Annotated in this window: 17 protein-coding genes, 1 pseudogene and 1 riboswitch; of the genes and pseudogenes, 5 read left to right on the top strand and 13 right to left on the bottom strand. The window is 38.2% G+C overall.

Features of this window, described 5'->3' with window-relative positions; translation table 11 throughout:
• Positions 1 to 181 precede the first annotated feature (181 nt).
• Positions 182 to 358, bottom strand: a complete 177-nt coding sequence (locus JOC76_RS05165) for a DUF2759 domain-containing protein (protein WP_205176522.1) — start codon at positions 356 to 358, stop codon at positions 182 to 184.
• A gap of 204 nt (positions 359 to 562) precedes the next feature.
• Between JOC76_RS05165 and JOC76_RS05160 the strand changes: the two genes are divergently transcribed.
• Positions 563 to 1,198 carry an MBL fold metallo-hydrolase gene (locus JOC76_RS05160; protein WP_205176521.1) on the top strand — a complete coding sequence of 212 codons (636 nt, stop codon included), beginning with the start codon at positions 563 to 565 and terminating at the stop codon, positions 1,196 to 1,198.
• Between the two features lie 10 nt (positions 1,199 to 1,208).
• On the top strand, positions 1,209 to 2,303 hold the full coding sequence (locus tag JOC76_RS05155; protein ID WP_205176520.1) for a class I SAM-dependent methyltransferase: 1,095 nt from the start codon (positions 1,209 to 1,211) through the stop codon (positions 2,301 to 2,303).
• Between the two features lie 225 nt (positions 2,304 to 2,528).
• Here the strand turns inward: JOC76_RS05155 and JOC76_RS05150 are convergent, their stop codons facing one another.
• The 12 genes and pseudogenes from JOC76_RS05150 to JOC76_RS05095 form a co-directional block, all read right to left on the bottom strand.
• Entirely contained in the window at positions 2,529 to 2,771 is a 243-nt protein-coding gene (locus JOC76_RS05150) for a DUF2626 domain-containing protein (RefSeq protein WP_205176519.1), read from the bottom strand.
• A gap of 82 nt (positions 2,772 to 2,853) precedes the next feature.
• On the bottom strand, positions 2,854 to 3,552 hold the full coding sequence (locus JOC76_RS05145; RefSeq protein WP_205176518.1) for a helix-turn-helix transcriptional regulator: 699 nt from the start codon (positions 3,550 to 3,552) through the stop codon (positions 2,854 to 2,856).
• A 226-nt stretch (positions 3,553 to 3,778) separates the two neighbouring features.
• Positions 3,779 to 3,967 carry a YqzE family protein gene (locus JOC76_RS05140; protein ID WP_205176695.1) on the bottom strand — a complete coding sequence of 63 codons (189 nt, stop codon included), beginning with the start codon at positions 3,965 to 3,967 and terminating at the stop codon, positions 3,779 to 3,781.
• Between the two features lie 57 nt (positions 3,968 to 4,024).
• Positions 4,025 to 4,408 (bottom strand): competence type IV pilus minor pilin ComGG, encoded by a 384-nt coding sequence (gene comGG, locus JOC76_RS05135; protein WP_205176517.1) that lies wholly within the window; start codon positions 4,406 to 4,408, stop codon positions 4,025 to 4,027.
• Entirely contained in the window at positions 4,405 to 4,881 is a 477-nt protein-coding gene (gene comGF / locus JOC76_RS05130; RefSeq protein WP_239557549.1) for a competence type IV pilus minor pilin ComGF, read from the bottom strand. Before comGF ends, comGG begins: the two co-directional genes overlap by 4 nt.
• Positions 4,829 to 5,137 (bottom strand): hypothetical protein, encoded by a 309-nt coding sequence (locus JOC76_RS05125; RefSeq protein WP_205176516.1) that lies wholly within the window; start codon positions 5,135 to 5,137, stop codon positions 4,829 to 4,831. Before JOC76_RS05125 ends, comGF begins: the two co-directional genes overlap by 53 nt.
• A gap of 13 nt (positions 5,138 to 5,150) precedes the next feature.
• Entirely contained in the window at positions 5,151 to 5,591 is a 441-nt protein-coding gene (gene comGD / locus JOC76_RS05120) for a competence type IV pilus minor pilin ComGD (protein ID WP_205176515.1), read from the bottom strand.
• A gap of 10 nt (positions 5,592 to 5,601) precedes the next feature.
• Positions 5,602 to 5,910 (bottom strand): competence type IV pilus major pilin ComGC, encoded by a 309-nt coding sequence (comGC, locus tag JOC76_RS05115; protein WP_205176514.1) that lies wholly within the window; start codon positions 5,908 to 5,910, stop codon positions 5,602 to 5,604.
• A gap of 17 nt (positions 5,911 to 5,927) precedes the next feature.
• On the bottom strand, positions 5,928 to 6,959 hold the full coding sequence (gene comGB / locus JOC76_RS05110; RefSeq protein WP_205176513.1) for a competence type IV pilus assembly protein ComGB: 1,032 nt from the start codon (positions 6,957 to 6,959) through the stop codon (positions 5,928 to 5,930).
• Positions 6,946 to 8,046: a competence type IV pilus ATPase ComGA gene (gene comGA / locus JOC76_RS05105; RefSeq protein ID WP_239557548.1), complete on the bottom strand. Its 1,101-nt coding sequence runs from the start codon at positions 8,044 to 8,046 to the stop codon at positions 6,946 to 6,948. Before comGA ends, comGB begins: the two co-directional genes overlap by 14 nt.
• Before the next feature lie 134 nt (positions 8,047 to 8,180).
• A pseudogene (locus JOC76_RS05100) lies at positions 8,181 to 8,975 on the bottom strand (YqhG family protein).
• A complete protein-coding gene (locus JOC76_RS05095; RefSeq protein WP_205176512.1) occupies positions 8,953 to 10,641 on the bottom strand; it encodes a DEAD/DEAH box helicase in 1,689 nt (562 codons plus the stop codon). Before JOC76_RS05095 ends, JOC76_RS05100 begins: the two are co-directional and overlap by 23 nt.
• A gap of 210 nt (positions 10,642 to 10,851) precedes the next feature.
• A riboswitch (glycine riboswitch) is annotated at positions 10,852 to 10,941 on the top strand.
• Between the two features lie 200 nt (positions 10,942 to 11,141).
• Between JOC76_RS05095 and gcvT the strand changes: the two genes are divergently transcribed.
• Genes gcvT through gcvPB form a run of 3 tightly spaced genes read left to right on the top strand, consistent with a single transcriptional unit; the run spans position 11,142 to position 15,065 of the window.
• On the top strand, positions 11,142 to 12,248 hold the full coding sequence (gene gcvT, locus JOC76_RS05090) for a glycine cleavage system aminomethyltransferase GcvT (protein WP_205176511.1): 1,107 nt from the start codon (positions 11,142 to 11,144) through the stop codon (positions 12,246 to 12,248).
• Between the two features lie 17 nt (positions 12,249 to 12,265).
• Positions 12,266 to 13,612 carry an aminomethyl-transferring glycine dehydrogenase subunit GcvPA gene (gcvPA, locus tag JOC76_RS05085; protein ID WP_205176510.1) on the top strand — a complete coding sequence of 449 codons (1,347 nt, stop codon included), beginning with the start codon at positions 12,266 to 12,268 and terminating at the stop codon, positions 13,610 to 13,612.
• Positions 13,605 to 15,065, top strand: coding sequence for an aminomethyl-transferring glycine dehydrogenase subunit GcvPB (gcvPB, locus tag JOC76_RS05080; protein WP_205176509.1), 1,461 nt, complete (start codon positions 13,605 to 13,607; stop codon positions 15,063 to 15,065). The genes gcvPA and gcvPB overlap by 8 nt, the downstream gene beginning before the upstream one ends.
• Positions 15,066 to 15,138 lie beyond the last annotated feature (73 nt).

The raw sequence follows: 15,138 nt of genomic DNA, 5'->3' as shown, positions 1-15,138 counted from the left end.
AAAAAGACTGTCCGTTGACAGTCTTTTTTTGCAAGAATAGGAAAGTATAAATTTTGACTTCGATAATTGTCCAGCTCCAGGCGACATCGGCTCGAGGTCACAAGCCAATCCGTCAAAAGGTTTCGGCCGGATTGGCTTGTGCCTGTCGCCGATAACCAGGCGCCTTCCGCTTTTTCATGGATCAGTGGGTTCCAGTTGGGAAACCGGATTCAATAATTGTCATTACTGTAAACCAGCCGAAAACTAGAAATGAAGCTACACCCCAGAAAGCAGCAAGGAAGTTCTTATTTTTCAAAGAACTATATCCACCATAAGCCGCAAGGATTGTTACGAGAGCAAAAATAATCACTAAACCCATCCTAAATCCCCCTTTTCGTTAAAGCAGGCAAGATGCCTCACATTTCCAAAAATTATGTAACTAATTTATATCCATTCATTTCCTATTTTATATTTTTTTATTGTGTTTGTCGAGGACAAATAAGGAGCTCTTGACTGCTTTCGCTCCAATCCTCTTTAGTGTAAAATAAATTTGATGTATTTATGTATGGGAGGAACAATTTATATGAAATGGCAGCAAATCCCTTTAGGACCCTTGCAAACGAATTGCTATATTGTAGAAAATCCGGATAAGACATGCTTAATCTTTGATCCGGGAGAAGAAGGGAACAAATTAATCCAATTGCTGAATCAAAGAAAATTAAAGCCAATTGCTGTTCTGTTAACACATGCCCATTTTGATCATATCGGTGCTGTGGATCTGATTAGGGACACTTATAACATTCCAGTTTATATTCATAAACAAGAAGAAAAATGGCTTGAAGACCCGAGGTTGAACGGCTCTCAATTATTTATGGGCATTGAACCTATTAAGGCTATGCCGGCAGATCATATCATCCAGCATGAAGGGAACATGGAACTAGACGGTTTTTCTTTTCATGTTTATCATACACCAGGGCATTCACCTGGCAGTGTTTCTTATTACTTTAAAGAAAAGGATGTTATTATTTCAGGGGATGCGTTATTTCAAGGAGGAATCGGGCGTACAGATCTACCTGGGGGAAATTCGGCACAGCTATTAAAGAGTATTCACGATAAACTCTTGAGCTTACCAGAGGAAACATATGTCTTGTCAGGACATGGTCCTGTGACAACCATTGGAGAAGAAATGGACAGTAATCCATTTTTAAATGGTTTTTAAAAGGAGTAACATGATTACATATTTACAACAATTAATTATTAATTCGCCTAATGGGCTCATCACTTATGCTGATTATATATCTGCTGCTCTTTATCATCCGGAATTAGGTTACTATATGAGAGAAAAACCAAAAATCGGCAGGCAGGGAGATTTTATTACGACCAGTAATATTTCAGATGTATACGGAAGACTTCTAGCTAAATGGTTTTTCCACATATGTAATCAATTAAAACTACCGCCTGTATTTTGTGAAATTGGAGCTGGAACCGGTCGTTTTGCAAATGCTTTTTTACAAGAATGGCATGATTCGGTTCAAGGACCCATCCAATATATGATAGTGGAAAGTAGTCCATATCATCAAAAACTACAACGCGAATTACTTTCTCCTCATTTTTCATTTGTACAAGTAGAGAGTTTGGAAGAGATTGAACCCTTTTCTGGCATGATTTTTTCTAATGAACTTTTTGATGCTCTCCCTGTTCATGTTATTGAAAAAATGAATGGTGAGCTTGTGGAAGTAATGGTGGGGATCACGGATGAAGGAGAATTGTATGAACAAACGGTTTCTTTAACTAATCATGAGATTTTATCATTTTTAGCAGAAAGCCAATTGGGTATAAGTGAAAAACAGCGGTTGGAAATTCCATTAGCAATGGATAAGATGCTTAAGGATATGTCAAACGTCTTAAATGAAGGAATTATGGTGACAGCAGATTATGGCTATTCCAATGAGGAATGGAATCATCCCTTACATAAAAAGGGGAGTTTAAGAGGCTACCATCAACATAATATGATGGAAAATGTTTTGAAGTTTCCAGGAGAAATGGATATAACCACACATATTCACTTTGATTATCTTGTTCAAAAAGGGAGGCTGTATCAGCTGGAGCAGCTAACGAAACTTAGGCAGGATGAATTTCTTATTAAGACGGGTATCCTAAAGGAATTAGAGAATCATTATGATCCCAATCCTTTTTCAGAAGTTAGCAAAAAAAATCGAGCAATACGGAGTTTAATTATGCCATCAGGGATGAGTTCGTTTTTTCATATCATCATCCAGCATAAAGGTCTCCAATTAAGAGAAAAAGATGTTTTTCCAGAATAAAAAACGCCGGGCCTCCGGCGTTTTAATTTAAAGATATGAATGTATAAATTTGGACTTTGAGAATTGTCTAGCTCCAGGCGCCATCGGCTCGAGGTCACAAGCCAATCCGTCCAAAAGGTTAAAGAACAACCTTTCGGCCGGATTGGCTTGTGCTTGTCGCCGAAGGCTAAGCGCCTTGCGCTTTTCTAATCCTAAAGCGCTTTCTAAGCACCTTAGTTTTTCTTATTACTCTCCTGCGCCAAGCGGCATCATAAACGTTGTCCAGTAGGTAAAGCCGACGAAGAAAATAGTTAAATATGCCCCGAACACATACAAATACATACGCTCGGAAAGTTTTAGGTAGCTAAGCAGAACAAAAAATCCTGTTTGAGCTAAGAATAGCATTGCTGTTCTGTCCATATGACCCAGATAGAGCATTACGGTAAAAATACCAGTCCAAAAACCACAAACTCTGAACATGCGATCCATATGTATACCCCCTTTTTACCTGCTATACCATCATACAATATTATAAAGGAAAAGGAGGCATAATGTAAACATTTGACACTAATTAGTTTGTCACAAGAGCTTGGTAAGAACAAGTTTCACAGCCAGTAATCATGTTTTCTTTTTCAATTAATTCTACTGATTCGAATAAAGCATTGAACATGCCTTTTAAGAATTCATGGTGCATATTGCAAATCGTTTCAGTATGTTCCTTCGCTACTTCTTTAAACGGACAATTAAAAATCTTAAAGTAAATTTTTGTTTGATCGCCATTTGCTTCAAACTCAGGATAAAAACCTGCAAGGGTAGCAGCGCTTTTTAAAATCGCCAATTTTTGTTCGAATTCTAATTCGTTGCCTGGCGCTCTTTTGGCCATTTCCTGTTCAATCACTTCAGTTCCAAAGCGTTTACCTGTCATATACAATGCTTTTTTTCCCACTTCACCAAGTGTTATCATCGTTTGAATGGCTACTTTTGATAAAAGCATGTAGTCGCGGTAAGGAAAATGCAGTTGGATGACATCATCAGATAAACGGTAGAGTCGGCTAGGTCTTCCGCCTTTTCCAGTTTTCTTTGTTTCAGAAGCTAACATATTCACATCTTCTAACTTAGATAAATGTAGTCTGGCTACATTTGGGTGAATATTGAAATTTTCAGCTATCTCTTGAACGGTTACTTCTTGATGACGTTTGGTAATGTATTGATAAATGTAGTACCGTGTTGGATCTGACAAAACGTTGGTTATTTTTAATGTTTGTTCCATCACTGTTCACCTCGAACCCCCATAATTTATTCCCATTATAATACAGGGGAAAATACTTAGGAACGGAGTTAACAATGTTAACACTATATGTTTAGAAAATGTTCACAATTCTTGTCTATTTATTGTAACAATATTATATAACAATTCTAATTTAAGGATGTTTTGTGTTTGTCAATTACATTCCTTTGGTCTTTTTGGCAAAAAAAATAGCGGTATGGGAATACCGCTATTTAAATCTTCGTTTTTTACTAAATTCAGAATAAAGGATATAAGGGAGAATCCCAAACCAGCGGTACCAGAAGTCAGCCTTTGTTTGTTTTTTCTCAATTCGAATTCGTTTTCGCTCATCCTTCGGTTGGTCTGCATATTTAACAAAGGTTTGGGTCATATATTTAACATAATCATTCGTTTTCATGGACACACCTGCCTTTACACAGTCACAGTTTGCCCATTTATTAAGCATTCTAACCGTTTATTTTACTTCAACCCATTTAATCAAACTTTTTGAGCGAGTATCAAAGTATCCGTATCCGATAATAGGTTCACGCAAGTGAAGAACAAGTGTGAAATCAACAATCTGAACATAAGCAGAAGGGGTCTCTGCCTTGTAATCCATTGTACCGTTTACATAAACAAAGGTTCCTTTTGCTGGCATCGTACCACGTGTTTGATACAGTGATTCAACTTTTTTGGCCGATAACAGAAAGTAGTATTCCTGTTTAAAGATTGTTGCTGTCTCGACAGCCATCTTGTGTTCTGATAATAGTTGTTCAATATGCATGGAGAAAAAAATAAGGAACAGTAATAGCGTACATAATGTTAGGGGATACGTAAACCCACGTTCATCACTTTTCATGTACCAGTACTCCATTTTAGGAAGGAGAAGGCTGTAACTGAATATTCTTTTCCCCATACATCCACCACTGTAATTTTCACTCCATTATTTACGAGAGATAATGAGTACTGTGAAACGTTTTGGAGAACGATTTCATGTCCGTTGGAGTTTACCCGCCGTCTAACATTCTGTCCATATTTTTCATATTGAACAGTATCCGTACCCTTTGTTAGAATTAAACGCCCAGAAAGGATATCAGCACGAGAGACGGTCGAAATTTCTTTCTTTATTTGACTGGAGAATACATCCCATTCCATTTCCTGCAATTCCATTTGTGTACTTTTTTGGTTTAGGATTATATGAAAAATAGGTGCCATAAAGTAAACAATAGTGGAAAAGATAGATAAAGAAATTAATACCTCAATTAAGGTAAAAGCTTTTTCACTCGAGGATCCCACAAACAATGGTTTCAGGTTGAATTGAATTCTTTTCAATTTTTACACATACCTCCTTTTGACCAGCTGGATTAGGGTTCATCCAAGTAATTTTGTACTCAATATTATTTTCCTTGATTGTATAATCGGAGAAAGTCCGATTGTCCATGATTTTTGCTTTTAGTTCTTCATACATGAATTTCTGTGCGGTTTTTTCTAGCTCTAATTTTCTTGATTGGTCTTTTAACTCCATTAATAGAGGGAGTAAGAATAGACAAATCATAAACAATGTTGAGAGTGACAACAGCAATTCCAACAGAAAATACCCCTTAAAGCTCCGTAACATAAAATCGTCCCTCTCCGATTAAAAAGGTTATTCGATAATTGTTTTTCTTTGTTTGGATATAAAAGGAGCCAAATTTATTTACATTACCATCCCGCAGGAAGTTGAAGTTTAAGGGGAGTGATCCTTCAGTAAGATAAATGTTGGTGGAGTAATTCCTCTCAACAATAGGTGTACCGGCAGCACTTGCAAACATATAGTATTTGTATTGACTTGGCACTATTAAAATCGATACTTCTTTTTGGTGGGAAATCGCATATTGTTGGGCATAAAGGAGATCTGCACTAAGCTGTGATATAAAAACCCTATCCTCCAACACATCATGTTGGGGTTGTAAAGAGAAAGCTGTGATTAAGGATAGGATCATAAAAACCGAAAGAACTAGTAATGATTCAACCAAAGTAAAGCCTTTTTGATTTCTGCTCATTTTTGTAATATTATTCATTTGTAACCGCAGTGACATTACCATCAGTATCAATCTTAACCTCTTGTCCATTTGGACAGCCCTTGACATCTTTTAAGTAGCCAGCAGTCTGTAATTCTGTGAGGGTTGGAATTTTATTATTCTCCATTTGATATGCTTGAACTTGTGCTTGTACCATTTTTACGTATGCTTCGCATCCTTTATTGTTGATATTAGAATTGTGCTTGGCAACATTCGGTATTGTAATCATAAGAATAACTGAAATGATTAGCATAACAATCATCATTTCGATTAAGGTAAAACCCTTTTCATTTTTCTTCATTTTGATAACCTCCAATTTTATATGCTATCTAGCAGATGGAACATTGGTAACAGAATTGATAAATACATCGAAACAACTAGGCATCCTATAAATACATATAGTATGGGTTGTATGGTCTTTAAACTTTTTTCAATCCTTTCTTCCACGCTTGTTACACAATGTTTACTGAAAAAAAGTAATTCCTGCTCTAATTTTCCATTTTCTTGACCATGTTTAATAATCATTGGAAATTCCTTTTCGAAAAAGGCATAAGAAGCTATGATTGTACTCAGATTTTCTCCAGTTACGAGTTTAATTCTGATGTCTTCAGCTACTCGGCTGTAAAAAGGCTGTCTATGATTTTTTTCAAAAAGGGAAAGGGCAAGAGAGACGGATATGCCGCCAGATAAAAGAAAACTTAATTGAATGGAAAAGTAGTGTGTAAACAATAGTTTGAGGATTCTGCCGACAATGGGGATTCGAACAAGCAATACCCTTTGCGTAAGGATTGAGAGTTTTCGGAATACAAAAAAATAATAGATGGCTGTCAGGGAGAGGGAACTTAAGACAGTATAAAGAGCAATCGGGAAATAATGGTCAAAAGCATAAAGGACTTTTGTAAAGAAATTTTCCTTAAGCCCAAGTGAAGCAAACAGTGTTGTAAATCGTGGCAGCAAGCTGTTCTCGATGAAAATGAATAAAAAACCAGTGATAAAAATCAATAACAGTGGGTATTGCAATAATTTTAACAGCTTTTTAAAATCTTTATCCTTTAATAAAGCAAGATCGCTGCCTTCCAAAAGTGCTTCAGCAAAACTTCCATGTTGTTCAGCAAAATAAACATAACCAACTAAATCTTTATGAAAGCCAAGATTATTCAACACTTCATGAAAGGGTGACCCTTGCTTTAACTCTACCAAACAGCCATTTAATTCCTCCTTTCGATTAGATGGTAATTGTAATGCTATAGATTCAATTGCTTCCGCAATTGGATATCCCCGTAAAAGTAAATCGCCTGTTCTTTTTAAGAAATTGGCTTGTTCGTTGACGGACCATTTATGACTGTTCATCATCGTACACCAGCCGCTTATATTCGGATCCTTTAATAAACCCTAGAGCAATGCCCTTGTTAATCACTTCTTTAAGTGTTCGGTAATGGGTGTCCAGTTTTTCCCCTTTAGCTGCTTTCATCGCATTGTTTAAGTTTCGACCTGATAAGAGTTCAAAGACACTGGCTCTTTTCCATCTGCTATAGGAATAACAAAGCGGTGAACATTCTCCATCACAATAAGGACAGGTAAGTTCTACTAATCTTTGTGCGGTAACAGCGATTAGTGTTTGTTCCACTTCGAGCCAGTTTACACCAAATTCGCGAAGACGATAAACGGCTCCTTTTGCGTCGCGAGTATGCATGGTGGATAATACTAAATGCCCGGTTAGCGCGGCTCTTACGGCGATTTTGGCTGTTTCGGCATCCCTAATTTCCCCAACCATTATGATATCGGGGTCATGCCGGAGTATCGCTTTTAGCCCTGTTGCATACGTCACACCAGCTTTTTCATTTACTTGAACTTGCAGGACAGAGTCGTAGTTTTTTTCGATGGGATCTTCTAGTGTGATGACATTGCGACAAAATAGGTGGGCTGTTTCATTTAAGAGGGAATAGAGTGTCGTAGTCTTACCCGATCCGGTTGGACCTGTAAAAATGATTAATCCATGTGCATGCTTGAGAAGGGCTAATAGCTTTCTTGTCATAGAAGGAAATAATGAGAGTTGGTGAAAAGGGATTTGCTCTTGTTGAGGTAGGAGCCGGATGACAAGACTCTCTCTATTGTTTGAAGGAAGTGTAGAAAGCCTAAGACCCATTAATTGTCCGTCTACTTCACAAAAAACGGCTCCGCTTTGGGGGCGTCTTCTTTCTCCGATGTCCATATTGGCTGTGAATTTAAAATGGGCGATTAATCTGTCGCATTCATCTTTTGGCAGGGATAATCGGGGAATGAGTTTGTTCGTTAAACGGATTTGAATCAGTGTGTCGTTCTTTCGAGGGATAATATGAATATCAGTTGCTTGATTTCGTACGGCATCTTTGATAATCCGATTGGCTAGTATTTCAATAGAACTAACAATGGTTACCACCACCTTTTTATTTTTCAATAATTATAATTCGACAGCATTCCATCTTTTCCTTCTTTATTTTTATAAATCTAAAAAAACTTTTTCTGAGTAAAAGTGACAGGCACCATTGTGAATTTTTCACATGGTGCCTGTCACCAAATTTAATTTTATTTTTATATTGCCTTTTCGGTTAGGTAGAAGAGTCCGCCATTGATGAAGGAGATGTTTATTTTGGGTTCGTATTGTTCTTGCAGTGCTGTTTTTTCGATTTCATAGTTTACATTTTCTTCTTCTTCAACATCCTCATAAAAATGATTGAGTAATCGCAAGTCTTGTTCCCAACGCTTTCGCGCGTCATCGGCCCAGGAATGATCATCTTCTCCAATTACGGCTTTTAATTAATTTTCAACCCGAATCATACCGCTTTTCGGTTTTACCAGCGGAGATAATGTAAAGGAATAATCCGGAATCTTTGGGGTTAAAGGCACTTTTTGTAAACGTTCATGAAAATCTTCGACCATTTGTCCATTGATAAGTTGTAAACCAATAGACTTAAAGATATCTTTCTTCCGGTCACACTGATAAGAAATCTTTACATTCATACAAAGCCATGGATACAAGGCTGTTTGGTTTTGGATATGCTGATGATTTTCATATAAGCGGATATAACTGGCTAATTTTTTGGTAGAAGCAAATATTTGATGAAGCCTTGGTGACCCAAAATGAACGATTTCTCCTTTTAAGTTTTCTGGAGCCTTTTTCTGGTCGGTTATAAACGTTAACCTCATTGGATTGGGTATGCCGCCTGTTTTTTCAAGATAGTGCCAATAGAAAGGACGGTTCATCAATTCTTTATCAAGTTCAATGGTTAATTGAACAATAAAATATCCCGGTTTATTGTCAACAATCGGACAATCGTTTGCTTGGAAATATTTAAGAAGAAAATTATGAATTTCCTGCTGCTGCATGGGAATCCTCCTCCTTCATTGATTGTGCAAATTCAATCATTGATGATAAATTATCCATTTTGATTCGCATCTCACCTTCAGAACTCGATTGACCAAATATATCAATAAGATGGTCCTCAATATTCCCAAATTCCAATTTTGTTAAGATGTCGTCTAATTCACCAATGACCTTTTCAAATAGATGAATTTTTTCATAGAGAAGCTTAAGGATATGTTCTTCAACCGTATTTTTAATGGCAAAATTATAAATCATGACATCCTTTTCCTGACCAAGGCGATGAATCCGCCCAATCCGTTGTTCTAGTCTCATCGGATTCCACGGTAGATCAAAATTAATAATGTGGTTACAGAATTGCAAGTTGATTCCTTCTCCACCCGCTTCAGTGGCAATGAGGACTTGCGCATGTTTTTGAAATAACTCGCGCATCCAGTCCTTCTTTCCTCGCTTAAAACCACCACGGAATGGAACAGAGCTGATTCCATGCTGTTTTAAATACCATTGTAGATACATCTGCGTGGCACGGTATTCGGTAAAAATAATCACCTTATCATTAACCTGCTGGATTAATTCGAGTGCTTTTTCTGCTTTCGAATTTTGCTGGACAGCTTCCACTTTTTTGATTAAGAAATTTATTTGTTCTTCAAAGGCAGGAGTTGGGTCTTCTTTCTTTTGCAGCATGTTTTTAAGTGTATAGAAAACAGCTTCCCTGCTTGAGCAAGCCTCACGCTGTAAGGTCATCACTGAAAACGCACTTGTTTGGACCCAATCACCCTCGCCTTTTAGCATACAAATAGAATCATACAGTTCTTTCTCCGCAGGAGAGAATACGATGGGAATGGTTTCAACTTGTCTTTTTGTCCATTCAATCCCAGTGTCAGCCCGCCGATTTCGAATCATCACCTTATTTACTAATTCTTTTAAATGTTGGTCATCATTTAAGGAGCGGGCATCCCGTTTATATTTTTCATAAAAAGCGGTCTCGCTGCCCAGATGCCCTGGCTTTAAGAGCGAAACAAGATTAAAGATTTCTTCAATTCGGTTTTGGATAGGGGTTGCCGTTAACAGTAAACAGAATTTCTTTTTGAGATTTTGTACGAATTCATAGTTTTTTGTTTTATTATTTTTTAGTTTATGGGCTTCATCAATGATAATCAGATCGTAATCTTGCTTGTAAATAATTTCTCGGTGAGGATCACGTTTGGCTGTATCAATGGAAGATACCACGACATCACATTGTTCCCAGACATAACTTTTTCTTTGGGTAACAGCTGGAATGAAAAATTTACTGTTTAGCTCAATGGCCCATTGTGTTACCAATGAAGCAGGGACGAGAATTAAAACCTTTTTTACTAAGCCGCGAATCATGTATTCTTTTAAAATTAATCCGGCTTCAATCGTTTTACCAAGCCCTACTTCGTCAGCTAGAATGGCTTTTCCATTCATATTTTCAATTACTTGTTTCGCCGTTTCAAGTTGATGCGGCAAAGGAGTTAAATTTGGCAAGTGATTTGGAGCTTGTAAGCCTTCGAACTCCGGGATGACCAAATGGTTTTCAACATCGATTGCTAGTTTAAAAAGCTCCCAGTTCCCCCACGGACCATCGTTGTCAATTCGATGCAAAAAATCATCCTGCCACGAGGATTCAAATTCAATTTCAACTGACATCATTACAGCTCCTTTTCATACATTGTAGTATCAAGTATTTTGCCCATAATAAAGATTGTTCGCTCTTGTATTGTTTTCTTATAAAATGATTGCTCCATTTTGTAGTTTAATGGTAGGATGATAATAGCTAGAATGTTTTAAATATTTTAATAAGGAAATTTTATTTTAAGTAAAATTAGTATTACCAAATTGGAAAATATTATAATGCGAATGATAACAAGGGGAGAGACTACCGAGAGTAGCGCCGAAGGAGCAAGCAGTACATGTGAATCTCTCAGGCAAAAGAACTCTTGTTTGACGCAGCTCTGGAGAGCGTTGCTTGTGTAGCAGCCACCAAAGGGGAAAGCCATTTATGGTAAACTTTCAGGTGAAAGGACAGAGACCTTCTTAGAAGTATAGGGAGGTTTCTGTCCTTTTTTATATTTTTAAGGTCCTTAATCCTTAAATCAAAGAAATAGGGCCATTATTCTTTAATCAAAATCCTGGAGGGGGATAAGGGGATGACGGAATTAAAACGAACTCCACTTTTTGCAGTTTATAAAGAACACGGAGGGAAAACAATCGATTTTGGAGGTTGGGAATTACCTGTCCAATTTTCAAGCATCAAAGAAGAACATGAAGCAGTCCGTACCAAAGCAGGATTATTTGATGTTTCCCATATGGGTGAAATTGAAGTGAAAGGGGAAGACAGTTTACCCTTTTTACAGAAGATGATGACGAATGATATTTCAAAAATTAACAACGGTGGAGCACAGTACACTGCGATGTGTTATGAAAACGGTGGAACAGTTGATGATTTACTTGTTTATAAGATAGAGGACAATCACTTCATACTTGTTGTCAATGCCTCAAATATCGAAAAAGATTATCAATGGCTTGAAGATCATGTTGAAGGAGAGGTAATCCTTAATAACCTATCGGAAAAGACGGCACAGCTTGCGCTTCAAGGGCCTCTTGCTGAAAAGGTCCTCCAAAAGCTTGCTAGCAATACAGATTTACGTCAAATAGGCTATTTTAAATTTCAGCAGGAAGTAAATCTAAACGGAAAAAAGGCGCTGGTGTCTAGAACAGGGTACACCGGTGAAGATGGTTTTGAGATTTATTGTGATGCTTTTGATGCAGTAGACCTTTGGCAAGCTATTTTAACAGCGGGGAAAGAAGACGGGGTTCTGCCATGCGGATTAGGTGCACGTGATACGCTTCGATTTGAATCGGTGCTTGCCCTTTATGGTCAAGAGCTTTCGCCTGATATATCACCACTCGAAGCCGGGATTGGTTTTGCTGTTAAGTTATATAAAGAGGTTGACTTCATTGGAAAGGGAGCTTTAAAAAAGCAGAAGGAAACTGGTTTAACAAGGAAGTTAGTTGGAATTGAAATGATTGATCGTGGAATCCCTCGTCATGGTTACCTAGTCTATAAAGGAGAGGCGCTAATCGGTCAAGTGACAACCGGAACACAGTCGCCTACCTTAAAGCGAAATATTGGTCTTGCTTTAATTAAGACGGAATTTGCTAAACTTGATACCGAAATTGAAGTGGAAATTCGCGGTAAAAGACTAAAAGCAGCAATTGTACCGACACCTTTTTATAAAAAAAATATGAAGTAATGGGGGGAGTTAAGTTTATGAAACATCGCTATTTGCCGATGACTGAACAAGATAAGAAGGAAATGATCGATACCATTGGTGTTTCATCGATTGATGAACTATTTAGCGATATTCCTGAAAAGGTTCGATTTAAGGGAGAGTTAAATATAAAAGCGGCAAAGTCTGAAACGGCCCTTATGAAAGAACTATATAAGTTAGCTGACCAAAATGCGGACCTCAAACGTAATGTATCGTTCTTAGGTGCTGGTATTTATGATCACTATATACCTGTCATTGTCGACCATGTTATTTCACGTTCAGAATTTTATACAGCTTATACACCTTATCAGCCCGAAATTTCTCAAGGAGAATTACAAGCTATTTTTGAATTTCAAACAATGATTTGTGAGTTAACCGGTATGGACGTTGCCAACTCTTCCATGTATGACGGAGGCACCGCACTTGCAGAAGCTGCCATGCTTAGTGCAGCTCATTCAAAACGGAAAAAGATTGTAGTTTCGAAGACTGTTCATCCTGAGTATCGCGAGGTTCTTAAAACGTATGCAAAAGGACAGTACCTAGAGGTAATCGAGGCGCCCATCAAAGCAGGGATTACCGATGTGGAAGCCTTAAAGGAATTAATTAATGAAGAAGTAGCAGCTGTTATCATCCAATACCCGAATTTTTTTGGTCGTATTGAACCGTTAAAAGAAGTGGAAGAAATCATTCATGCTAATCAGGGATTGTTTGTGGTAAACAGCAACCCGCTTTCGCTGGGAGTATTAACACCACCGGGGAAGTTTGGTGCAGACATTGTCATTGGCGATGCACAGCCGTTTGGTATTCCAACCGCTTTCGGAGGTCCTTCTTGCGGGTATTTTGCCGCTACCAGTAAATTAATGCGAAAGGTACCCGGACGTCTCGTCGGTCAAACTGTTGATGATCAAGGACGCCGCGGGTTTGTTTTAACGCTTCAAGCGCGTGAACAGCATATTCGCCGTGAAAAAGCGACTTCAAATATCTGTTCAAACCAAGCATTAAATGCTCTTGCCGCATCCGTTGCGATGACAGCTTTAGGTAAAAAGGGAATGCGTGAAATGGCGGCAACCAATTTACAGAAAGCACATTATGCAAAGAGTGCTTTTAAAACAGCAGGAGTCGAGGTTGTATTTGATGGTTTTTCCTTTAATGAATTTGTGGTGAAACTAAACAAACCTATCAAAGAAATCAATCAAGCACTTTTACAAAATGGAATGATTGGGGGCTATGATTTAGGACGTGATTATCCTGAGCTTGCTAATCATATGTTAATTGCGGTTACTGAGCAGAGAACAAAAGAAGAAATTGATACTTTCGTGAAAGAATTGGGGGATTTGCATGCATAATCAAGACCAAGCACTTATTTTTGAATGTAGTACTCCCGGTCGGATTGGTTACAGCCTCCCTGAACTGGATATACCGGCAGTAGATCTCACAAGTCTTCTTCCTGATGGCTACTTGCGTGAAGAAGAGCCACAGCTTCCAGAAGTTTCTGAGCTTGATATTATGCGCCACTTTACAGCATTATCAAAAAGAAATCATGGTCTGGATTCAGGATTTTATCCGCTTGGCTCTTGTACAATGAAATATAATCCAAAGATCAATGAAAATGTGGCACGTTTCAATGGTTTTGCTCATATTCACCCATTACAGGAGGAAAATTCCGTGCAAGGTGCACTTGCGCTTATTTTCGACCTTCAGCAGCATTTAATGGAAATTACTGGAATGGACGAAGTCACTTTACAATCTGCAGCAGGTGCACACGGAGAGTGGACGGGGTTAATGCTGATTCGTGCGTACCATGAAGCAAATGGTGATACAAACCGCACGAAAGTGATTGTCCCCGATTCAGCCCATGGTACAAATCCAGCTTCCGCATCAATCGCAGGTTTTGAAACAATTACTGTTAAATCGACGGAGCAAGGGCTTGTTGATTTGGAGGATTTAAAACGGGTGGTGGGTGACGACACGGCTGCACTTATGTTAACCAATCCGAATACGCTTGGCTTATTCGAAGAACAAATACTCGAAATAGCTGAAATCGTCCATAAGGCAGGCGGAAAGGTGTATTATGACGGTGCAAATCTAAACGCCGTTCTATCTAAAGCCAGACCAGGTGATATGGGGTTTGATGTTGTTCATTTAAACCTGCATAAAACCTTTACAGGTCCACATGGCGGCGGTGGTCCTGGTTCAGGTCCTGTTGGGGTGAAAGCAGACTTAATCCCGTTCTTGCCAAAACCAATTATTACAAAGTGTGGGGAAGAATTTATTTTAGATTATAATCGTCCGCAGTCCATTGGACGTGTAAAACCGTTTTATGGAAACTTTGGAATCAATGTGCGGGCCTATACGTATATTCGCTCAATGGGACCGGATGGCTTAAAAGCGGTAACGGAATATGCGGTCTTAAATGCTAATTACATGATGAGAAGACTAGCGGACTATTATGAATTACCATTTGATAAGCATTGTAAACATGAGTTTGTCCTAAGTGGTAAACGTCAGAAAAAATTAGGAGTTCGTACGCTTGATATCGCCAAGCGTCTTCTTGACTTTGGCTATCATCCACCAACCATCTATTTCCCGCTAAATGTGGAGGAATGTATTATGATTGAGCCAACAGAAACGGAGTCAAAAGAAACACTTGATTCTTTCATTGATACGATGATTCAAATAGCCAAAGAGGCTGAAGAAAATCCGGAGATCGTTCAGGAAGCACCACATACAACCGTTGTTGGCAGACTCGACGAAACTTTAGCAGCTCGTAAACCTGTATTAAAATATGTAAAAGCCTAAGAATTGATAAGGTCAGATTTAGATAATCTGGCCTTTCTTTTTTTTTAAAATTTAAAAAAGGTCCCGGAATTTT

Origin of the sequence: Neobacillus cucumis (genome assembly GCF_016908975.1) — a bacterium.
GTDB lineage: Bacteria > Bacillota > Bacilli > Bacillales > Cytobacillaceae > Neobacillus > Neobacillus cucumis.
This window is presented reverse-complemented; position numbering and strand designations above follow the sequence as displayed.